18 protein-coding genes are annotated in these 21,198 nt (G+C 70.5%); 9 read left to right on the plus strand and 9 right to left on the minus strand.

Translation table 11 applies throughout. The annotated features are described in order from the left end of the window. Window positions 1–10: 10 nt before the first annotated feature. Together purU and OG883_RS29145 are read right to left on the minus strand one after the other, a co-directional pair. On the minus strand, window positions 11–862 hold the full coding sequence (purU, locus tag OG883_RS29140; protein ID WP_266546793.1) for a formyltetrahydrofolate deformylase: 852 nt from the start codon (window positions 860–862) through the stop codon (window positions 11–13). A 126-nt stretch (window positions 863–988) separates the two neighbouring features. Next, the gene (locus tag OG883_RS29145) at window positions 989–1,435 is read right to left on the minus strand and encodes a hypothetical protein (protein ID WP_266549554.1); all 447 of its coding nucleotides are present in this window, start codon (window positions 1,433–1,435) and stop codon (window positions 989–991) included. A gap of 173 nt (window positions 1,436–1,608) precedes the next feature. Between OG883_RS29145 and OG883_RS29150 the strand changes: the two genes are divergently transcribed. After that, window positions 1,609–2,931: an ABC transporter substrate-binding protein gene (locus OG883_RS29150; RefSeq protein WP_266546796.1), complete on the plus strand. Its 1,323-nt coding sequence runs from the start codon at window positions 1,609–1,611 to the stop codon at window positions 2,929–2,931. Window positions 2,932–3,033: 102 nt separating this feature from the next. Here the strand turns inward: OG883_RS29150 and OG883_RS29155 are convergent, their stop codons facing one another. Next, on the minus strand, window positions 3,034–4,698 hold the full coding sequence (locus OG883_RS29155; protein ID WP_266546799.1) for a hypothetical protein: 1,665 nt from the start codon (window positions 4,696–4,698) through the stop codon (window positions 3,034–3,036). A gap of 157 nt (window positions 4,699–4,855) precedes the next feature. Beyond that, a complete protein-coding gene (locus OG883_RS29160) occupies window positions 4,856–6,238 on the minus strand; it encodes a transcriptional regulator (protein WP_266546801.1) in 1,383 nt (460 codons plus the stop codon). A gap of 396 nt (window positions 6,239–6,634) precedes the next feature. Here OG883_RS29160 and OG883_RS29165 point away from each other — a divergent pair, with 396 nt between their 5' ends. The 5 genes from OG883_RS29165 (at window position 6,635) to OG883_RS29185 (ending at window position 11,799) form a co-directional block, all read left to right on the plus strand. Beyond that, window positions 6,635–7,357, plus strand: a complete 723-nt coding sequence (locus OG883_RS29165; protein WP_266546803.1) for a bifunctional DNA primase/polymerase — start codon at window positions 6,635–6,637, stop codon at window positions 7,355–7,357. Window positions 7,358–7,500: 143 nt separating this feature from the next. Then, window positions 7,501–8,319, plus strand: coding sequence for an ABC transporter ATP-binding protein (locus OG883_RS29170; protein ID WP_266546812.1), 819 nt, complete (start codon window positions 7,501–7,503; stop codon window positions 8,317–8,319). Beyond that, entirely contained in the window at window positions 8,316–9,911 is a 1,596-nt protein-coding gene (locus OG883_RS29175) for a transporter (protein WP_266546815.1), read from the plus strand. Before OG883_RS29170 ends, OG883_RS29175 begins: the two co-directional genes overlap by 4 nt. 49 nt (window positions 9,912–9,960) lie before the next feature. Beyond that, window positions 9,961–10,851 carry a hypothetical protein gene (locus OG883_RS29180; RefSeq protein ID WP_266546818.1) on the plus strand — a complete coding sequence of 297 codons (891 nt, stop codon included), beginning with the start codon at window positions 9,961–9,963 and terminating at the stop codon, window positions 10,849–10,851. A gap of 501 nt (window positions 10,852–11,352) precedes the next feature. After that, complete coding sequence (locus tag OG883_RS29185) at window positions 11,353–11,799, plus strand: subtilase-type protease inhibitor (RefSeq protein ID WP_266546820.1); 447 nt, start codon at window positions 11,353–11,355, stop codon at window positions 11,797–11,799. A 9-nt stretch (window positions 11,800–11,808) separates the two neighbouring features. Here the strand turns inward: OG883_RS29185 and OG883_RS29190 are convergent, their stop codons facing one another. Further along, window positions 11,809–12,570 (minus strand): hypothetical protein, encoded by a 762-nt coding sequence (locus OG883_RS29190; protein WP_323181002.1) that lies wholly within the window; start codon window positions 12,568–12,570, stop codon window positions 11,809–11,811. A gap of 49 nt (window positions 12,571–12,619) precedes the next feature. On the opposite strand from OG883_RS29190, the gene OG883_RS29195 reads away from it, so the two are divergent. After that, on the plus strand, window positions 12,620–13,834 hold the full coding sequence (locus OG883_RS29195) for a DUF1266 domain-containing protein (RefSeq protein WP_266546823.1): 1,215 nt from the start codon (window positions 12,620–12,622) through the stop codon (window positions 13,832–13,834). Window positions 13,835–13,954: 120 nt separating this feature from the next. Here the strand turns inward: OG883_RS29195 and OG883_RS29200 are convergent, their stop codons facing one another. Further along, window positions 13,955–14,818, minus strand: coding sequence for an alpha/beta fold hydrolase (locus tag OG883_RS29200; RefSeq protein WP_266549561.1), 864 nt, complete (start codon window positions 14,816–14,818; stop codon window positions 13,955–13,957). 634 nt (window positions 14,819–15,452) lie between these two features. After that, on the minus strand, window positions 15,453–16,145 hold the full coding sequence (locus OG883_RS29205) for a metal-dependent transcriptional regulator (RefSeq protein WP_266546825.1): 693 nt from the start codon (window positions 16,143–16,145) through the stop codon (window positions 15,453–15,455). 259 nt (window positions 16,146–16,404) lie between these two features. Between OG883_RS29205 and OG883_RS29210 the strand changes: the two genes are divergently transcribed. Next, window positions 16,405–17,160, plus strand: a complete 756-nt coding sequence (locus tag OG883_RS29210) for an SIS domain-containing protein (RefSeq protein WP_266546828.1) — start codon at window positions 16,405–16,407, stop codon at window positions 17,158–17,160. A gap of 25 nt (window positions 17,161–17,185) precedes the next feature. On the opposite strand, the gene OG883_RS29215 is transcribed toward OG883_RS29210, so the two are convergent. Together OG883_RS29215 and pdxH are read right to left on the minus strand one after the other, a co-directional pair. Continuing rightward, window positions 17,186–18,571: a PAS domain-containing protein gene (locus OG883_RS29215; RefSeq protein WP_266546831.1), complete on the minus strand. Its 1,386-nt coding sequence runs from the start codon at window positions 18,569–18,571 to the stop codon at window positions 17,186–17,188. Between the two features lie 500 nt (window positions 18,572–19,071). Beyond that, window positions 19,072–19,698: a pyridoxamine 5'-phosphate oxidase gene (gene pdxH, locus OG883_RS29220; RefSeq protein ID WP_266549563.1), complete on the minus strand. Its 627-nt coding sequence runs from the start codon at window positions 19,696–19,698 to the stop codon at window positions 19,072–19,074. A gap of 313 nt (window positions 19,699–20,011) precedes the next feature. Here pdxH and OG883_RS29225 point away from each other — a divergent pair, with 313 nt between their 5' ends. Continuing rightward, on the plus strand, window positions 20,012–21,121 hold the full coding sequence (locus OG883_RS29225) for a citrate synthase 2 (protein ID WP_266546834.1): 1,110 nt from the start codon (window positions 20,012–20,014) through the stop codon (window positions 21,119–21,121). Window positions 21,122–21,198: the final 77 nt, after the last annotated feature.

Consider the following 21,198-nt stretch of genomic DNA (forward strand, 5'->3'; position numbering starts at 1 on the left):
CCGCGAGGGGTCAGCCGAAGACGACCGTGCGGCGGCCGTTGAGCAGAATGCGGTGCTCGGCGTGCCACTTGACCGCCCGCGCCAGCGCCTGGCACTCCACATCGCGGCCGATCGCCACCAGCTGCTCCGGGGTGACCCCGTGGCCGACGCGTTCGACCTCCTGCTCGATGATCGGGCCCTCGTCGAGGTCGGCCGTCACATAGTGCGCGGTCGCGCCGATCAGCTTCACGCCCCGGGCGTGCGCCTGGTGGTACGGCTTCGCGCCCTTGAAGCTCGGCAGGAAGGAGTGGTGGATGTTGATGATCCGGCCGCTCAGCTGCTTGCACAGATCGTCCGAGAGGACCTGCATATAGCGGGCGAGCACCACCAGCTCGACGCGCTCCTCGCGCACCAGCTCGAGCACCTGCGCCTCGGCCGCGACCTTGGTGTCCTTGGTGACCGGAATATGGTGGAAGGGGATGCCGTACGAGCCCACGAGCTCGGCGAAGTCCGTGTGGTTGGAGACGACCGCCGCGATCTCGACCGGCAGCGCGCCGGTCCTGGAGCGGAAGAGCAGGTCGTTGAGGCAGTGGCCGAACCTGCTGACCATCAGGACGATCCGCATCCGCTCCTCGGCGAGGTGGATCTGCCAGTCCATCTGGAAGGAGTCCCCGACGGCGGCGAAGCTGGCCCGCAGCTTCTCCACCGTCACCGGCTTCTCGGCCGAGAAGTGGACCCGCATGAAGTACAGACCCGTGTCCCGGTCCCCGAACTGCTGGCTGTCCTCGATGTTGCAGTCGGTGATGAAGAGATAACTCGACACGGCGTGCACGATGCCCTGTTTGTCCGGGCAGGAGAGCGTCAGGACGTACTGGTCAGTCATCCTCGTAGACTGCCATATCCGCCGGTCCGGGCAGGAACCAGTCCATCACGCGGACCCCGCACGTACCTCACGGGACCGCGAGGGCCCCGTACGGACCGCTCGGACCCCGTACGGACCGCTCGGACCTCACGCCGACCGCGTCATGATGCGCAGCACATCCAGCGAGCGCGGCGGCACGTCCGGGTCCTCCCCGTCATTGCCCGCCATCCGTACGTGTGCCTCGCGGGCGGCCCGTACGGCCTCCGGCCAGCCATGGTGCTCCAGATACGCGGAGACCGGGGCGTCCGCGCCCACCTGATGCATGATCCGCAGTACACGCAGGACGGCCACGTCGACAAGGGCGGCCTCGCCCGAGTCGCGGAAGATCGTCCCGACGTACTTCTCGGCGGACCAGTTGTCCAGCCAGGTGTCCTCGACCAGGCGGTACACGGCGTCGGTGACGTCGCCGTACCCCTCGCGGCCGGCCAGCCAGCACTCTTCGTGGAAGACAGGGTCGGAAAGCATGTGCAGCGCTGATCGCACATTGCTGCGCCAGCGCCACCAAGGCATGTCATTGAGCGGCATGCCGCCCATGGTGGAGGAGCGACGGCCGCGACGGGAAGGGTTGACCGAACCTTGCTGCACGCCTTCGATCGTACGTTCCCCCGAGACGCGGCCCCACGGCCCCCTGTAATTCACCTGTCCGTCACCCGCTGTTGAACAATGCTCACACCGCCGTTACCCCGGAAGCGGAATTGTGCAGGGACATGACCGGTCGGCGACGCTCCACCTCCCCCCGCCCCTCAAGGACCACACGAGTCCGTGCCGTATGTATAGCGACGGCCGCGGCGGCCGGAGTGTCATGGATCACCGGCTGCGGCGTGCTCCCTGGAGACCCGGGGGGCTCCAGGGAGCCTGTCACGGTGATGACCTTCGCCCCCGAGGAGACCCGGACAACGAACATGCCCGGCATGAACTCCATGGCGAAGGCGTACGCCCGCTGGACAGAGGCCCAAGGCGGCATCGACGGCCACGAGCTGCGCGTCATCACCTGCAACGAGGACAACACCAGCACCGGCGCGTCCACGTGCGCCCGCCGGGCCGTCAAGGAGGACGTGGCCGCGGTCGTGGGCTCGTACAGCCAGCACGGCGATGCCTTCATGGCCCCGCTGGAGGCCGCGGGCATCCCCTTCATCGGCGGATACGGCATCTCCGAGGAGGAGTTCACCAGCTACCTCTCCTACCCCGTCAACGGCGGCCAGGCCGCCCTCCTCGCCGGGAACGGCAGGCAGCTCGCGGACGCCTGCGAGAAGGTCTCGCTGGTACGGCCCAACAGCCTTGCGGGCGACGAGATGCCCGAGCTCCTCAATTCCGGCCTCACCGAAGGAAGTCGGCGCGAGTCCGCGGACATCCTGGCGGCGGAGGACGCGACCGACTACACCGAACAGGCCATGCAGGCACGCAAGCGGGCGGCGAAGCAGACCTGGGCGGAGCTCGGGACGGGGGACCGGCCGGGCTGTGTCACCGCCGCGCTCGGAGACCGCACCGAGACGTTCCTCGACTCCTTCCGGCGGCTGCCGGCGGACGGCAGGCAGGTCAGGATCTCCTCGGTGATGGGCAGCGTCGGCCAGCCGCTCATCGACCGCACCGGCGGCCGCAACGGGCCCTTCGAGGGCGCCTACATCACCGGCTGGTACCCGGACGCGGGCGATGTGCGCTGGGAGCCGATGCAAAAGGTGATCCGTACGCACGCCTTCGGGGACGACAGCATCGACCCGGCCGACGCCGGGGTGCAGACCACCTGGATCGCGTACACCGTCCTGAACCGGGTCATCCAGTCGATCAGCCAGGACGAGATCACGGCGGCGAAGATCTCGCGCGCGCTCGACGGCGGGGTGCGGGTGTCGACCGGTGGCCTCACCCCGATGCTGCGCTGGGAGTACGAGGACATGCTCGGCGCGCCCGGCTACCCGAGGATCGTCAACCGGAGCGTGACTTTCCAAGTGGTGCGCAGGGGACAGCTGGTGGCCGACCGGAAGAACTTCGTGGACGTCAGCCGGACCCTGACGAACGCAGCCGCCACCGCCTGACGGGCGGTCGGGCGCCTGCCGTCGGCTGCCGGCGCCCGTCACCACTCCACGTGGCGGGCGCCCTGCCTCCGGCTGCCGGGCGCCTCGCCCCTCGTTTCATCCCTACAGCTGGTCGCTGCGGCGTTCCGTGAGTCCGTACTTGCCGGCGATGCCGTTCCACAGCGCCGAGGCTTCCCGCTTCGCCGTGGTCGCCTCACCGCTGGCCCGGTTGCCCTGCGCGGTCTGCGGGGTGCTGCGCGCCGTGCCGCCCTTGCAGCCCTTCTTGCTCTTGGCCTGACCGGCCCAGGCCGCGTAGTGGTCGTCGGCCGACGCGGACGCCTGCCACGCCCTGGTCAGGGATGAGGTCAGCTTGGCGTTCTGGGGCAGCTTGTCCACGGTCAGGCCCTGGAGCCGGGTCACCAGCCCGCGGCGCTGCTCGGCGGCGCCGCGCAGATCGGTGGCCGCCTGGTCCAGGTTCTTGCACTGCTTGATGTTCTCCACCGAGCGGATGACCGCGGAACGGCTGTTGTTGCTGTCCGCGAGGAGCTTGTCGAGCGCCTCGGCCTGCGGCTTGGCGGGGTCGACGGCGGCCTGGGTGGTGGCGCTGGGGGCCGGGGAGTCCGCGGAGACGTTCTTACCGGCGTCGGGGGCCTTCTTCTCGTCGTCCCCGCCGCTGAACATCACGGCGCTGACGCCGAGGCCGAGGACGGCACAGCCGACGACGACAGCGGCGATGAGCGCCACGGGCGAGGATCTGCGCCGACGGGGCTCGAGTTCGGGCTCGGGTGCCTGCGGCTGGTGGTACTGGTGCTGCGGCGACTGCGGCTGCTGCTGCTGGTACGGGGGCTGGGCCGCCCGCGGGTTCGGGTTCTCGAACCGGGGCATCTGGGCCGTGGCGTCCGCGGGCTGGGACGTGGGCGCGTCCGAACGGAAGAGGCTGTCGAACTCCGCCGGCGGCTGGCGTTCACCGGGAGTCCCCGGCCGGATCCCGAAGGGCGCACCGGCGGGAGCGGGCGGGACGGGCGCGATGTACTGCGTCGCGTCGGCGTCGGCCCCGCCGGGCGCGGCACCGGGTACGGCACCGGGCAGCGGGCGCGTCCCGAGGAACTGGGTGGACTCGGCAGGAGCCTCGGGCGGCAGAGCCCCGGGCGCGACGGGTGCAGCCGGTGCGACGGGCGGGATGTACTGCGTCGCGTCGGCGTCACCCATGGCGGGCGTCTGCGGGGGCAGAGCCTGCGGCGGAAGGGCCTGCGGCAGCGGCTGCGCACCGTACCCGCCCTGCACCGGCTGCCCGGGCTGAGCGGACTGGACGGGCTGCCCGTACGACTCCTGCCGGCCCGGCTGACCGTACGGGCCCGGCTGGCCCGGTTGTCCCTGCTGGTTCTGCTGTCCCGGCTGGCTCTGCTGGCCATACGGCCCCGCCTGGCCCTGCTGTCCCGCCTGACCTTGCTGGCCATACGGCCCCGCCTGACCCTGCTGGCCCTGCTGGCTCGGTTGTCCCTGCTGGTTCTGCTGTCCCTGCTGACCGTACGGCTCCGGCTGGCCATACGGCCCCGCCTGACCCTGCTGGCCCTGCTGTCCCGCCTGACCCTGCTGGCCCTGCTGTCCCGCCTGGCCCTGCTGTGGTCCCCAGGGCTCCCCCCACGGCTGTCCGCCCGCCGGCGCCACCTGTTCGTCGGTGACACCGGGTATCCAGGGCTCACTTCCGTCGGCGGGCAGCACGACGCCTTCGTGCGCGGGCCGTACAGCAGGAAACTGCTGTCCGTCACCCTGTCCGCTTTGCGTCACCGGGACTCCTACGTGTGGACCTACGGAACCGTCGGTTCACGCTACCGGGTGGCTCCGGGACTCCGCACACGCGTCCGGGAGCAGTAACAAGAAGCACACTCAAGACGCTGTTGAGGGCCCCGATTCAGTCCCCGTCACCTCACCCGCCTCACCCGCCTCACGCCGCCTGGATCTCCAGCCGGGCGCCGAATTCCCGGACCGCCGCCTCCCCGGCGTACGGCTCCAGCCGCTGCTGGAGGTCGTCGAGGTACTCCGCGCCCCGGCTGGAGCGCAGCGTCCCGAGCAGCTCCACCGCACGCGTGCCCGTGTGGCAGGCCTGCTCCACCTCACGCTGCTGGACCTGGGCCGTGGCCAGCAGGACGAGGCCGATCGCACGCCGCCTGGCCCGCGACTCCGGGTGGCCGTCCAGCGCGTCCGCGGCATGCCGCGCGGCCGCCTCCGCCTGCCCCAGGTCGCGGTAGCAGTGCGCCAGCTCGTCGGCGAGATAGGCGTGATCGAAGTGGGCGATCCACGCAGGATCGTCCCCCGCCGACGACTCGGCCCGCTCGAGCGCGGCCAGCGCCTTGCCGGCCACGTCGTGGCAGGTCCGGGCGTCCCCGAGCAGAGCGTGGCCGCGTGCCTCGGCCGCGTAGAACATCGCCAGCGCCCGTGGGGTGACCTGCCCCCGCGTCCCTTCCTGCGCGGCCCGCGCCAGCTGCGCGATCTCCCGCGGGTTGCCGAGCTGCGCGGCCAGATGACTCATGGAGGCCGCCAGCACATACCCGCCGTACCCCCGGTCTCCCGCCGCCTGGGCCAGCCGCAGCGCCTGGATGTAGTAGCGCTGAGCGAGCCCCGGCTGGCCGGTGTCGACGGCCATGTAGCCGGCGAGCTCCGTCAGACGCGCGACCGCGGCGAACAGTTCACGGCCGACCGTTTCGCGGTACGACCCCGAGAGCAGCCCGGAGACCACACTGTTCAGGTAGTGCACGACGACGGGCCGGACATGACCGCTGCCGAAGCGGTGGTCCAGCTCGGTGAGCGCTCTGGTCATCGCTCGTACCGCTTCGACGTCCGAGGCTCCCACGCGCGCCCCGGCCGTACGCGCCACCTGGTTGTCGGCGCCGGTGATCAGCCAGTCGCGGCTCGGCTCGACGAGCGCGGAGGCCGCGACCGCGGACCCCACCAGGAAGTCGCGCCGGCCCACATCGCTGCGCCACAGCTCGCAGACCTGCTCGATGGCGCCCATGACGGTGGGCGAGAACTGCAGGCCGACGCCGGTCGCCAGGTTCTTGCCGTTCGCCATGCCGATTTCGTCGATCGTGACCGTACGGCCGAGCTTGCGGCCCAGCGCTTCGGCGATGATTCCCGGCGCCCGGCCGCGCGGCTGCTGTCCGCGCAGCCAGCGTGCCACCGATGTCTTGTCGTAGCGCAGGTCCAACCCACGCTCTGCGCCGACCATGTTGACGCGACGGGCGAGGCCGGCGTTGGAACACCCGGCTTCCTGGATGAGCGCCTGCAACCGTTCGTTCGGCTGTCGGGCGACGAGAGGCCTGGCTGCCATGAATACCCCCCTGGGGCCGCGGTGATCTCTGCAGTGATCACTGCCCGGCTGTTATGCGGAGAATGCAGAGAATGCAGAGTTGGTCAGTTTTTGCCAGGAGACGGCCGCATTGACATCTCCCGCACAGCTCGGCCGACACCTCGACCGTGACGCCCGTTCACGACGTCCCGTTCACGACGTCCCATTCACGACGTCCCATTCACGACTTCCTGCTCGTGACGCCGTCCGTGACGACCCGTTCGTTCACGCCCCCTGCGTGTGGCTACCCGCCCGCCGCGGCACAGCCCCATGCGCGCCCCCACCTGTGCACCCATGCGCCCCGTGTGCAGGATCGATGCTCCACCGCCCGCCGCGACCCGCCCGTAACCCAAGGTGACGGCGGGAGTTGAGTGTGTCGTGGAAGAGACCATCGGAGTCACGGAAGCCGTACAGATCCCCCAGCAGCGAGGTCAGCAGCTGCTGGACAATGCCGTGCGGTACGCGGAAGAGCGGCACTGGGACGTGTTCCCCGGCACCTGGCTGGAGGCGGTGGACGGCAGGGAACGTTGCTCGTGCGGCGAAGCCGCCTGCCCCTCACCCGGCGCCCACCCGGCCAGGCCGGACTGGGCGAACCAGGCGACCGGCAGCGCGGTGGGGGCACGACGGCTGTGGTCGAAGCAGCCGACCGCGTCGATCCTGCTGCCGACGGGCCGCACCTTCGACGCTCTCGACGTCCCGGAATCGGCCGGTTTCCTGGCGCTGGCGCGGCTGGAGCGGATGGATCTCCCGCTCGGCCCGGTGACCTGCACGCCCGACCGCCGGATGCTGTTCTTCGTCCTTCCCGGCGCTGCGCAGAAGGTCCCCGACCTGGTCCGCAAACTCGGCTGGGTACCGAGCGCCATCGACCTGATCGCGCGGAGCGAGGGCCACTACGTCGCGGCGCCGCCGACCCGTCTCGGCGGCCATGGCGCGGTGCAGTGGGCCCGCCGCCCCACACCCGCCAACCGCTGGCTGCCGGACGCGGACGAGCTGATCCAGCCGCTGGCGTACGCGTGCGGAAGGGACGCGGCGGCGGAGCGGACCAGGGGCGGACCGGGAGCGCACAGCGCGGGTCGCGGGCAGGCCGGCCGACGAGGGTAAACGACGACCAGGGGGAGGCGACCGGGGGGAGGCGACCGGGAAATCGACCGGGGGTAATCGGCCCTGTACAACGCGGGCCGCGGGCAGGGGGGCCGTACTTAAAGTGGACCTGTACATACGGGGACACCGAAAGGCGGGGCACCATGCCGGACCGGGCAGTTGGAGCCACAGAGGCGGGCGGGGCGCGAACGGCGTCGGCCGCCGTTCGTGTGGAGGGTCTGTGGAAGCGGTTCGGCGAGCAGATCGCGGTCGCGGGAATCGATCTCACGCTCCCCGCAGGCCAGTTCATCGGTCTGGTCGGACCGAACGGCGCGGGCAAGACGACGACCCTCTCGATGGTGACGGGCCTGCTGCGCCCCGACCAGGGCCGGGTGGAGGTGGCGGGCCACGACGTCTGGCACGATCCGGTCGAGGTGAAGTCCCGCATCGGCGTACTCCCGGAGGGCCTGCGGCTGTTCGAGCGGCTCTCGGGCCGTGAGCTCCTCGGGTACAGCGGACGTCTGCGGGGCCTGCCGGGCGACGAGGTCGACAAGCGCGCCGCACAGCTCCTGGACGTACTGGACCTGGCGGGCGCGCAGCACAAACTGGTCGTCGACTACTCGACGGGCATGCGGAAGAAGATCGGGCTCGCCTCCGCCCTGCTCCACAACCCGGAAGTGCTGTTCCTGGACGAGCCGTTCGAAGGCGTCGACCCGGTCTCGGCACAGACGATCCGCGGAGTGCTCGAGCGGTACACCGGCTCGGGCGCGACGGTCGTCTTCTCCAGCCATGTGATGGAGCTGGTGGAGTCGCTGTGCGACTGGGTGGCGGTGATGGCGGCGGGCCGCATCCGCGCACAGGGCCCGCTGGCGGAGGTACGGGGCGATGCGCCCTCGCTCCAGAGCGCGTTCCTGGAGCTGGTCGGCGCGAGCGAGCGGCGCACGGCGGAGTCGCTCGACTGGCTCGGCGGCGGTACGCGTTGAACACATCCGCCCTCACCCCGGTCTTCATCCGCCTCAAGCTGTCGCTGCTGCGCAACGGGCTGCGCCAGTCGTCCGGCCGCACGGCCGCGTACATCTTCTCCATGGTCGTGACGCTGCTCTTCGCGGCGCTGCAGCTCATCGGCCTGATCGGGCTGCGCGGAAGCGATCACGCGGTGTCGCTGGTGGTGCTGCTGACAGCGGTACTCGCTCTCGGCTGGACGTTCATGCCGCTGTTCTTCCCGAGCGGGGACGAGACGCTCGACCCGACCCGTCTGGTGATGCTGCCGCTGCGTCCGCAGCCTCTTGTACGGGCCCTGCTCGTCGCCTCCCTGGTGGGGATCGGCCCGCTGTTCACGCTCTGCCTGGCGGTGGGCTCGGCATTCGCCCTCGCGCACGGCGCCTTCGCGGTGGTCGTCTCGGTGGTGGCCGTCCCCCTGACCCTGCTGGTGTGCGTGGCGCTGGCACGGGCGGTCGCGGCGGCCAACATCCGCCTGCTGACCTCGCGCAAGGGCCGCGACCTGGCGGTGCTGAGCGGCCTGGTGATCGCGATCGGCGTCCAGCTCGTGAACTTCGGCGCGCAGCGGATCTCCGAGGCGGGCGGACTCTCGGCGCTGCACCCGGCGGCCGGGATCGTACGGTGGCTGCCGCCGGCGTCCGCGATGGGCGCGGTGGACTCCGCGAGCGAGGGTGCGTACGCGGTCGCGGCGGGGCAGTTGGCCGTGTCGGCCGTGGCCCTGCTTCTCCTGCTGCACTCCTGGCAGCGCAGCCTGACGAAGCTGATGACGGCCGGGGACGGCTCGACACTGGCGGCGGCTTCGGAGCCGACCCGCAAGGAGTCCTCGTCCGGCATCCATCGCCTGCTGCCCGAGGGCCGTACGGGCGCGGTGATGCAGCGCAGTCTGCGCTATGTGTGGCGCGACCCGAAGACGAAGGCCTCGTGGATGGCGGCGCTGGCGATCGGTCTGATCGTGCCGCTGTTCAACGCCCTGCAGGGCACGGGCTCGATCTACTTGGCATGCTTCGCGGCGGGGATGCTCGGCATCCAGATGTACAACCAGTTCGGCCAGGACACCTCGTCCTTCTGGATGGTGGCGATGACGATCTCGTCCACCCGGGATGCGTACGAGGAACTGCGCGCCCGCGCGCTGGCACTGCTGGTGATCACCCTCCCGTACACGGCGGCGGTCGTGATCCTCACCGCCGCGCTGCTGGGCAACTGGCGGGCACTGCCGGAGGTGCTGGGCCTGTCCTTCGCCCTGCTGGGCGCAATGCTGGCGACGGGGGCCGTGGCCTCGGCCCGCTTCCCGTACTCCATCCCGCAGGACAGCGCGTACAAGAACGTGGCCCCGGGGCAGGCCGGGCTCGCCTGGATCTCGATCTTCGGCGGCATGATCGCGGCGGCGCTGCTGTGCGCCCCGGTGATCGCCCTGACGATCTGGCTGCACGCGGTGAACGCCCAGTCGGCGCTGTGGCTGCTGCTTCCGGCGGGAGCGGCGTACGGCGCGCTCATCGGCTGGGCGGGGGTGCGAATGGCGGCGCCGCAGACGGCCGGCAGGCTGCCGGAAATCCTGGCGGCGGTGAGCAAGGCGTAACGGACCCTGCGCCTGGGGCGCTTCGCGACCGTGAAGTAGCGTGAGGCCCATGTCGACGCCGCCGCCGAACCCTTACGCGCAGCCGCAGTACCCGCAGCAACCTCCGTATCCGCAGCAGCCGCAGCCGGGGTACGGGGGTCAGCCGCCGTACCCGCAGGCCGGATACGGACAGCAGCCGTACCCGGGGCAGGGCGGCCCCGGTGGCTGGGGCGGGCCGCCGATGGGACCGCCGCCTCCGCCTCCGCCGCCCAAGAACAAGGGCCCGATGATCGCGATCATCACGGTGGCGTGCATTGCGGGAGTCCTGGCCATCTCCTGGTTCGGCAACAACGTCAATCTCCGAAAGAGCAGCAGCAACGACCGCGGCAGCAGCAGCAGCGGCAGTAGCAGCGACCGCGGCGGCAGCAACGACGGCTTCCCCGAGGCGAAGTACCGGCTCACCGTTCCCCAGACACTGCTCGACGGAAAGTACAAGCTGTCCGACGACCAGTCCGCCCGGCAACAGGACAAGCTGACGGGCGCGAGCGAGGCCGACATCCGCGATCCCAAGGCCGCGGTGGCGCAGTACGTCTCGACGTCCGAGACCGGCGTCCTGGTCATCTCGGGCATGTACGGCAGCATCAGGAACCCGGACACGGCCCGCACCAAGATGCTGAAGGGCGCCAGCGAGGCCGACGGAGCCGAAGTCGGCGTAGCGCCCAAGGACTTCACCCCGGCCGGCTCGGGCATCACGGTCACCTGCCAGGTACTGAAGGCCGAGCAGGCGGGCGGCGGCACCAGCACGATCCCGATGTGCGCCTGGGGCGACGACAACACCGGCGCCTCGGTGGGCCTGATCACGCCGGAGTCGGCGAAGCAGTCTCCGGAAGAGGTCGACCTCGAGGCAGTGGCGGAGGCCACGGTGAAGGTACGCGAGGAGATGCGGAAGCCGATCGGCTGACGGCGGCACGGCCCTCGTTCTCCGGAACGGGTGACGACAGCAACTGCGCGGAGGTGGGTCCGGCCACGGTCGGCATCCGCCTCCGCGGCAGCGAAACCTCCACCGTGGTCCTCTCCACCACACGCACACAACTACGCGCCCTCAGAGGGGCCGTCAAGCCTGGGGCAACCGGTTAGCGCACGTATACGACCCGCCCCGCAGACCTGCCGCACCGCGTAGCCCGCACCCGTCGCCGAGCGACACTTTCCAGTCGAAGCGAGCTTCACAGGGGAGAATCCCGCCCGGGCATCTGCGCAGGTCAGACGGTAGTTTTCCGTTGCACCACTGAAGATCGTCCATATGACGGACACCCCTTCACACCCGCCCCGAGCAGCCCGAACGACCATTCGGTCACCCATGCGTGAACGTACGCGGCCGGAAAGTAGCGATCGATGTGCGCTCACTGTCCGCGTGCGCAAGACTCCCGACCGCAATCACACCTCAAGCGAAGGAGCTTCACACATGCGTTACAACCGCAACACATTCGCCGCGTCCGCCATAGCCACCGCCCTCCTCCTTTCCGGCACCGCGGCTGCGGGCGTCGCGCAGGCCAAGCCCGCGCAGCCGGACAGCCTGTACGCCCCCTCCTCACTCGTACTGACCGTCGGCAAGGGCGCCGACGCCGCGACGGCCACCGTCGAGCGGGCCGTGACCCTGGAGTGCGCGCCCCGGCCCGGTGGCAGCCACCCGTCACCGCGGTCCGCGTGTACGGATCTGGCGGCCATCAACGGCCAGTTCGCCCAGCTGGTCGCCTCCTCTTCCCAGAAGCCGTGCACGCGGCAATGGGACCCGGTCGTGATCACCGCCGCCGGAGTGTGGGAGGGGAAGCGTGTCACCTGGTCGATCACCTTCGGCAACGCGTGCGAGATGGCGGGGAGCATGGCCGAGAACTCGGTCTTCGCCTTCTGACGGGACCCGTCACACGACGTTCCACGAGGCCGGCAGCTCACCCCCGCAGAAGACACATACGAAGTCGCCCTCCCGCACGACGCTGACCTCCCCGCAGGCGACGCACCGCCGGAAGACGACCTCGTACGTGAAACCGTCAGGACGACCGATCCCGACCCGATCCAGCGCGTCCGCGACCGCCGACCATGAATCGAGGTCGGGGCAGTAGCCGGTCGACTGGTTGCTGACCTCGCAGATCGCCCAACCGACGCCGCCGCGGCTGAAGGCGATCTCCCCCGCACCGAGCACCGCCCCGCGTCCGGCACAGGCGACATGCTCACTGCGCCGCGGCGCCAGCCGAAGGTCCCCGTCCCCGTCGACGACATACGTGAACGGCTCCGCCAGTTCGTCAACCGCCTGGTCCGAGGCCCACGCCTCGAAGTCGTCGAGGGTACGGATCACCCGCCCCTCGCTCCCGGGCCGAACGGCGGCCCGGATCTCGGCGGGCCCCACATATCCGTAACGCCGGTACCCCGCCGAGGAGATGGTGATCCAGGCGCGCAGTCCCGCCACCCCGTCGCCCGAGAGCTGAACCTTCGCGGCATGCGGAGGGCTGACGACGTCCACGCGCCGTTCGCCATATCTGACGATCCAGTCCAGGACGACGCGTCCGGATTCAAAGACCTGCCCAGGCCGGACGACGCCGCCCACACACCGCACCACGCACACGGCTGTGCCCGGCCCGGCCTCCTCCACCGACACGATCTGCAACTCGCCGTGGCCGGCATCCATGCGCACACCTCTCTCCCGGGCCAGGAAGCCTGTTTATAGGGTTCAGTCCATGGGGATGCGCGACGGAGGCCGGCCGGACGACACAGCCTACGCACAGGCATGGCGGGCGCCGACGGATGTGGAACAGCGGCTGTACGACGCGAAGCTGCACGGCGAGTGGGGGACGTACTTCGACGTCCTGGCCGGTGCACGGCTGTTCCATGCGATGTCTCGGGCGAAGGCCGAGGCCGATCCGGACATACTGACCTGGACTCCGTACTGGAACCCGGCAAACCGCTCGTACTGCTTCGCCTTCCTCACCGAGGGCCTGCTTCCCGCGCCGATGCCGGACCCGGTGTTTCTCAGAACCTCGCTCGGGGACCTCGCGCGACGCGCGTTCTGGGACGGCGCCTGGATGGCGATCAACCCCGGCACCCCGTGCGAGGCCTACTTCCCGGCCACCCCGGCCCACCGCGCCGAGTGGAAGCAACACGACCTCCGAGCACCGGGCACCAGACAGCCGACGACCCTGCGCGCGCTACGGGTCGGCGGCCCGCTGCATGGACCCGTGGCCCACGGACTGGCGTGCGGCGCGCTGTTGTGCGTGAGCAACGGTTCACTGTGGAACGCGATGGGCTGGCACGGAACGGGCTTCCACTCCGAACGGGAACGTCTGCTGGAGTGGTGGGGCATCGCGAGCCGGGTGCAGTGGCAGGCGTACGAGGAGCAGCTGCTGAACGGCCGGATGAGCGACCCGATGTGGGAGTTCGCCCTGAAGATCCGCAGGGCTCTGGCCGACGAACTCGGCGGTGCCGCGGTCGAAGCCGGGCTCTGGCGGCATGTGTCGGAGAGCTCGATGCGCGGGCGGGCGCAGGAAACCGGCGACGCCGATGGCCTGGAAGAGGCGATCGACGCCGTGCAACAGTTCATCGGACGCGTCACCCGCTACGAGGCGCGCTTCCGCGCCGACGGCCTCCTCGCCGAGAACCGCCAGGTGCGCTCGGTCCTCGCCTGGGACTACGGCCGGGCGTCCAAGATGGCGCGCTGGGGCCTGGGCGCGCGCTTCTGCGAACTCCCGGAGGCGGAAGCGGCAGTGGTCCGGGCGGGCGAGGTCAGCAAGGCTTCGTACGACTCGTGGGAGGACTTCTCCGCCGGGTACGTCCTGGGCCGCTGCCTGCACTTCGACGGGGAGGAGTTCGGCACGTGGTACGGCAACATGCTGGACGCCCACCGCATCCTGACGACGGATCCGGGCAGCCCTTGGCTCAACATTCCCTGGAAGTGACATGGTCACGCGTCGGACCAGGGCGCCGAACCCCCTCCCCGAACGGCAGTTGCGGTCGGCTCGCTTCCCCGGACAACGACGCCGCAGAATCAGGACCGGTCGTGGAGCCTCTCCGTCGCGTCAGGGCGTCAGCACGCCGTCCAGGAACGGCTCGATCGCCGTGCGCCAGCCCTCCGGCTGGTCGTAGTGGACCAAGTGGCCCGCGTCCGCCACCTCCCCGTACTCGCCCCTCGGCAGGACCCTCACCATTTCCTGGGCCTCCGCGCGGCCCAGCTCGCCGTCCAGGCCGCGGACCACCAGGGTCGGGCAGCGGACCTGGGCCAGTTCCTCCCAGTGGGCGTCGTACACCCACGTTTCGCGGGAGGTGAGCATCTGGCGGCGTGAGAACACCGGGTGCCAGCCGTCAGCCTGTTCTGCCATCACCTCTGCGAAGAATTCGCCGCGGGACGGATTCGGGCGCTCCAGCCACGGGTCGTCCTCGCCGAACCACTGGCGCACATCACCCAGGGTCGCGAAGGGCAGCGGCCAGGTGCGGAACCAGTCCTCCCACTCGCGCTGCGAGGCCGCGCCCAGTGCGGAGGCGCGCATATCGCAGATGATCAGGGCCTGGACCAGATCCGGGCGCTTGGCCGCCAGTTGCCAGGCGGTGAGCGCGCCCATCGAGTGGCCGATCAGGGTCACCGGAGCGAGGCCCAGTTGCTGAATGGCGGCCTCGGCATCGGAGACGTACGCCTCGCGGGTGAACGGACCCTCCGCCGGCTTGTCGCTGCGGCCGTGGCCTCGCTGGTCGAGCGCGACCGCCCGGTGTCGCTCGGCGAGCCAGCGGGCTGTCGAGGCCCAGTGGGAGCCACGGCCCATCAGACCGTGAAGCAGTAAAACTCCCGGGGCGTACTCCGCCTCGCCGCGGCCCTTGGGAGAGTCGGCGAACTCCCAGGCAGCGAGGCGTACGCCGTCGGTTCCGGTTACGTCGATGCGCCGCACCATGTGGCCTGGCACCCCCTTCTCTCCCCCAGTGGTCGAGCCCCTGCCGGGCTCATGTCGAGTACCGCCAGACTATCGAACCTCTATTCGAAAACAGGGTTCTGCCGCGTAACACCCCTCGTTCGAGTGACCACCCTCAAGGATTGACCCGCGCTGCCGAGGGGAGATCTTCTGCGGGAGGCGGGCCGCTCGGGGATGACGGTCCGAGGGGGTTGACCCTGGGAGCTCGGGGCTCCGGGTCAGCACAGGGGAGGACAGGCTCCGGCGCCTCAGGGCGCCGGGGCCCTCCTGTGTGTACGGATCCTTTGCGCATGGGTCCGTTGTGCATGGGTCCGTTGTGCATGGGTCTGCATACGGGCCGGAGGGCGGGGCGTACGAGCCGTCGTACGTGGTGCACGGGCCGCCGCACGCAGGGTTCGGGCAGCGCCGGGCGTACGGAACGCACTGGGCGCGCCCCGGTGCGTACGGGGCGTGCGGGGCGTACGACGGGCGCATCACCCTGATCCCTCCCCGGCCGTGGGGTCATATGCCTCAGCCACAGAGTGGCACGCGATTCACCCGGGCGCTGGCATTCCGGACGGAAAGCGGCTCCAAAGAAGCGCACGAAATGCCGCGCACCCGGACTGCCGCGCGCCGGCTACTGCTTGGCGACGAACACGTGCGACGCCACATCCGCCTCCAGCTCCGCAGCCTCACCGCTGGAGCCCACCAGCACCCCGCCCGCGGACTCCGTCACGCTCACCACCGAGCCGGGCTGCACGCCCGCCCGCCGCAGCGTGTACATCAGCTGGGCGTCCGTCTGGATCGGCTCGCCGATACGCCGTACGACCACGGTCTTACCGTCCGTGCCCGGGTCCAGGTCTGCCAGCGAGACCATCCCCTCGTCCAGGAACGGGTCGGCCTCCGCCTTCTCGCCCAGCTCCTCCAGGCCCGGGATCGGGTTCCCGTACGGCGACTCCGTGGGGTGGCGCAGCAGCTCCAGCACGCGCCGCTCCACCGCCTCGCTCATCACGTGCTCCCAGCGACACGCCTCGGCGTGGACCTGCTCCCACTCGAGGCCGATCACGTCGACGAGCAGACACTCGGCCAGGCGGTGCTTGCGCATCACACGGGTCGCCAGCCGCCTGCCCTCGGCGGTCAGCTCCAGATGACGGTCGCCTGCGACCGTCACCAGGCCGTCCCGTTCCATACGCGCCACGGTCTGGCTGACCGTCGGGCCGCTCTGATCGAGCCGCTCCGCGATGCGGGCCCGCATAGGCACCACGCCTTCCTCTTCGAGCTCGAGGATGGTGCGGAGATACATCTCCGTCGTGTCAATCAGTCCGGACATACGTGCCCCTCGATGAAATCGTGCGCTGCGTCCCCGGCTCAATTCTGACGCATCCCACCGACAACCGTGCCGTGCCGGGCAAGCCCGTTGCACAGCCCTGTGCGCGAATCCGCCGGAGAGCCCGTATTGACAGGGCAATGGTCCAGACCGCAACGTGATCCGCGGCACGGGTATTCCCGCCCCTGCTCCCTGCCTGTACCCCGCGTACCCCGCGTACCCCGCGTACCCCGCGCTCCCTACCCCCGGAAAGGGCTCGGCGATGAGCGAGAGCAAGCTGGCCGGTCAGTTCTTCGAGGCCGCCATCGGTCTGCTGCAGCGCGTACGGGACGAGGAGTCCGCGAACATCGCGGCCGCCGGAGAGGCCATCGCCGACACCGTCGCCGCGGGCGGCCGGCTCTTCGCGTTCGGCGCCGGGCACTCCTCGCTCGCCGCGCAGGACGTCGTCTACCGGGCCGGCGGCTTCGCCCTGATGAATCTGCTCGCCGTCCCCGGTGTGGTGGGAGTCGACGTGATGCCCGCGACGCTGGGCTCCGCGCTGGAGCGCGTGGACGGGCTCGCGGGGGCCGTCCTCGACTCCAGCCCCGCCAGGGCCGACGACGTACTGGTGATCATCTCCCTCTCCGGCCGCAACGCCCTGCCCGTCGAGATGGCGATGAACGCCCGCGCCCTCGGGCTCAAGGTCATCGGCGTGACCTCGGTGGCGTACGCGGAGGAGACCAAGGCCCGGCATGCCTCCGGCACCTTCCTCAAGGACCACTGCGACATCGTCCTCGACTCCAAGATCGCGGTCGGTGACGCGGAGCTCAGCCACGAGGGCATCGAGGCGCCGTTCGCGCCCGCGTCCACCGTGGTCACCAGCGCGCTGATGCAGGCGACGATGGCTGCCGCCGCCGAGGTTCTCGTCGCGCGCGGCATCGAGCCGCCGCTGCTCAGGTCGGGGAACGTCGACGGCGGTCACGAGTGGAACGGCCGCGTGATGAACGAGTACGGCGACCGGATCTTCTTCCGCCACTGACCGGATCCTCCGGAGAGGACGGAGGTCAGTCGGCCGTTTGCTGCGCCAGATCCAGTGCCGCCGCCGTCAGGACCGCCACGCCCTCCGCGTGCACCGCATCCGGGCGTTCGAACGCCGGGCGACTCGCACCCCGCAAGAACGTCAGCACCCCCAGCGTCCGGCCCCGGCTCCGCAGCACCGTGCACAGTGCGTGCACCGCGTCCCGGGGCCACTGGCGCTCCGCCGCCCAGTCGCCCGCCGCCTTGCCGGACGTCGGTCTCGCACTCGCCCGCACCGAGCCGTTGCGGTCCGCCGCCTGAAGTGCCGGGTGACCGGGCGGGTAGCGCACCGGGATGCCCGCCCCCGCCACCGGCGCGCACGGCCCCGGCGCGCCCGACGGAGTGGCCGCGGCGCGGATCAGCCGCTCGCCGTCCGGCTCCACCAGGTCGATCAGCGCATGGTCCGCGAAACCCGCGAGCGCGAAGTCCAGATACGCCGTCGCCGCCTCCATCGGGTCCTCGCACTCCACCGCCGCCCGCCCCGCACGGTGCAGCTGGCTCGACCGGAAGCGCAGCCGGTCCGCCTCCTGCTCGGCCAGCTTCGCCTCCGTCACATCGTGGAACAGCCATCCCACGCCCAGCGGAACGGGCTCCTCCGCGAGCGGTGAGGCCAGCCGCAGGAACCCGCTGCGCCAGCACCTCCGCCGCTCCCCCTGGGCCGTACTGAGCGTCACCCACAGCTCCACGAGCCCCCGCAGGGCGCCCTCCGCCAGCACATGGTGGAGCGCGCCCTCCAGCTCCTCCACGCCCTGCACGACCAGCTCGCCCAGCGGCCGCCCCAGCGGCGAGGTGCGGCCCGAACCCAGCGCGCGCGAGGCGTAGCCGTTGACGACGGTCGGCCGCAGATCCACATCGACCAGGACGACACCCCAGGACGCGTCCTCGAAGAGCGCCTCGCTCAGTGCGATCGAGCGCTCGAGATCGATCTGCGCATGCACCTCGCTGAAGGCGCAGTACACCCCTGCCGGCGTCCCGTCCGTGCCCAGTACCCGCGCGGACTGGGTCCGTACGAGGACCCGCCCGCCGTCCTTGCGCAGCATCGCGAACTCGAGGACCTGCCGCCCGGGCGCCTCCATCGTGGCCATCAGCCGCCCCTGCACCTCATCGGCATCGGCGGTCCGCACCGCCCAGCCCGCGAACCCGCGGCGGCCGACCGCCTCCTCGGGAGACCAGCCGAGAATCCGCTCGGCCTCGCGGTTCCAGTGGGTGATCCGGCCGGCCGCGTCGAAGGCGCAGAGCGCCGCATCCATCCCGTCGAGCAGTGCGGCGAGCAGATCGGATCCCGGCACCGGTGCGGGCACCGCACCGGTGCCCTTCCGCTCCGGCTCGTCAGGCCCGAGCGCACTGGTGGTCTCACTCCTGGAAGCACTCATCCTGGACCCCCTGCAGGACGCGTCCGCGCGAACTGATGCACGTCACATCATTCAACTGGAACGTGACGCAGCGCACACTCTGTTCCCGGAAATCGATGCTTCCCGGAAATCATAAAAAACAGGTTGAGCCGCTGCCCGGAGGTTCCTAGGCTGGGGCCACACGGTGAAAGGAGGTGATCCGGAAGTGATTTCGTTTCGGATGCGTGAGGTGACTGCGGGCTGACGGCCCGTCGTCGCACTCTGTGTGCAGCCGACACCGTCGGCCGAAATACCAAGCAGTCACCGACCCGCGGGCTCGCCGGCACATCCGGCCGGCCCCTCCGCAAGGAGGGACCAGAGCCCGCGGGTTTCTGCGTTCCCGGGCCGGCGGCCTCGGACAGGAAGACCTGGACAGGAGGCCCCGGACAGGAAGACCCCGGCCGGAGGCCCCGGCCGGGATCGGATCGGCTCGTCCGCGCACCCGACAGCCCTGCGCGCAGCGGGAGTTCACCGAGGTCCCGTCAGGGGGCCAGGCGCTCCACCCGCCAGCCGGAGGAGTCCGTACGCACATAACGCAGGCGGTCGTGGAGCCGGTTCCGGTGGCCCTGCCAGAATTCCACCGCCTCCGGTTCGACCCGGAATCCGCCCCACTCCGACGGCGTGGGCACCTGCTCGCCCTCCGGGTAGCGGGCCTCCAACTCCTCGTACCTGAGCAGCAGTTCCTCGCGCGAGGCGATCACCGAGGACTGCTCGCTCGCCCAGGCGCCGAGCTGGGAGCCGTGCGGGCGGGTGCGGAAGTACGCTGCCGTCTCGTCCCGGCCGATACGCGCCGCCGTGCCCGTGACGACGACCTGACGGGCCAGCGGATGCCAGGGGAAGAGCAGGGACACGTACGGGTTGGAGTCGATCTCCCGGCCTTTGCGGGAGCCGTAGTTCGTGAAGAACACAAAGCCGCGCGCGTCGTACTGCTTCAGCAGCACCGTGCGGGACGACGGGCGGCCGTCCGGCGTGGCCGTGGAGACGATCATGGCGTTCGGCTCGTGCAGACCCGCGGACACGGTCTCCATGAACCAGCGGGCGAACTGGTCCATGGGGGATGGAGCAAGATCCGTCTCCACGAACGCGGTGGAGCGGTACTGCTCCCGCATCCTGGCGGGATCAGCAGTGTCGGCCGGGTTCAGGGCGTCGTGGTCGGTCACAGGGCCATCCTGCCGCAGTGGGCCAGTTTGCCCGGCACGGAGTGCCGCTAACCCTCCCCGGCCGAAATGGGGCACTGTGCCGGATGTCACGCTTCCCCGCATCATCCGAACCCGCCAAAATCTTGGATGAGGCCACTGTGGCCTCCATACAGCAGGGGATATCGTGCCTGCCTTCCCGGCGATTTGGGTGACCACCTGCCGCACGGGGCATCACCGGGGTGACCGACCCACGCCTGTCGTACACGTCTTGAGGAGCCGCCTGATGTCCGACTTCGTACCTGGACTCGAAGGAGTCGTCGCGTTCGAAACGGAGATCGCCGAACCCGACAAGGAGGGCGGCTCGCTGCGCTACCGGGGCGTCGACATCGAGGACCTGGTGGGCCAGGTCTCCTTCGGAAACGTGTGGGGCCTGCTGGTCGACGGCGCCTTCAATCCCGGTCTGCCGCCCGCCGAGCCCTTCCCGATTCCGGTGCACTCCGGCGACATCCGGGTCGATGTGCAGTCGGCGCTGGCGATGCTCGCCCCGGTGTGGGGCATGAAACCGCTGCTGGACATCGACGAGGCCCAGGCCCGCGACGACCTTGCGAGGGCCGCCGTGATGGCGCTGTCGTACGTCGCCCAGTCGGCGCGCGGGCAGGGGCTGCCGATGGTCCCGCAGAAGGAGATCGACAAGGCGGAGTCCGTCGTCGAGCGCTTCATGATCCGCTGGCGCGGCGAGCCGGACCCCCGGCACGTCAAGGCCGTGGACGCGTACTGGACGTCCGCCGCCGAGCACGGAATGAACGCCTCCACCTTCACCGCTCGCGTGATCGCATCGACGGGTGCGGACGTCGCGGCGGCGCTCTCGGGCGCGGTGGGCGCCATGTCGGGCCCGCTGCACGGTGGTGCTCCCTCCCGTGTGCTCGGGATGATCGAGGAGATCGAGCGCACGGGCGACGCCACGGCGTATGTGAAGCGCGCCCTGGACAAGGGCGAGCGGCTGATGGGCTTCGGACACCGCGTCTACCGCGCCGAGGACCCGCGCGCCCGGGTGCTGCGGCGTACGGCCAAGGAGCTGGACGCGCCGCGCTACGAGGTGGCGGAGGCGCTGGAGAGGGCCGCGCTGGAGGAGCTGCACAACCGTCGCCCGGACCGCGTCCTGGCGACGAACGTGGAGTTCTGGGCGGCGATCATGCTGGACTTCGCGGAGGTCCCGGCGCACATGTTCACGTCGATGTTCACCTGCGCGCGTACGGCGGGCTGGTCGGCGCACATCCTGGAGCAGAAGCGCACGGGCCGGCTGGTGCGGCCGTCCGCGACGTACATCGGGCCCGGGACGCGCGACCCTCGCGAGATCTCCGGCTACGAGGACATCGCGAACCTGGCCGGCTGAGCCCGCAGGACGCAGAACCACGCAGGCGCGGACCGCAGGGGCACCCCCGAAACGTGAGGGCGCGGCCCCGAACCACG

Origin of the sequence: Streptomyces sp. NBC_01142 (genome assembly GCF_026341125.1) — a bacterium.
Taxonomy (GTDB): Bacteria; Actinomycetota; Actinomycetes; order Streptomycetales; family Streptomycetaceae; genus Streptomyces.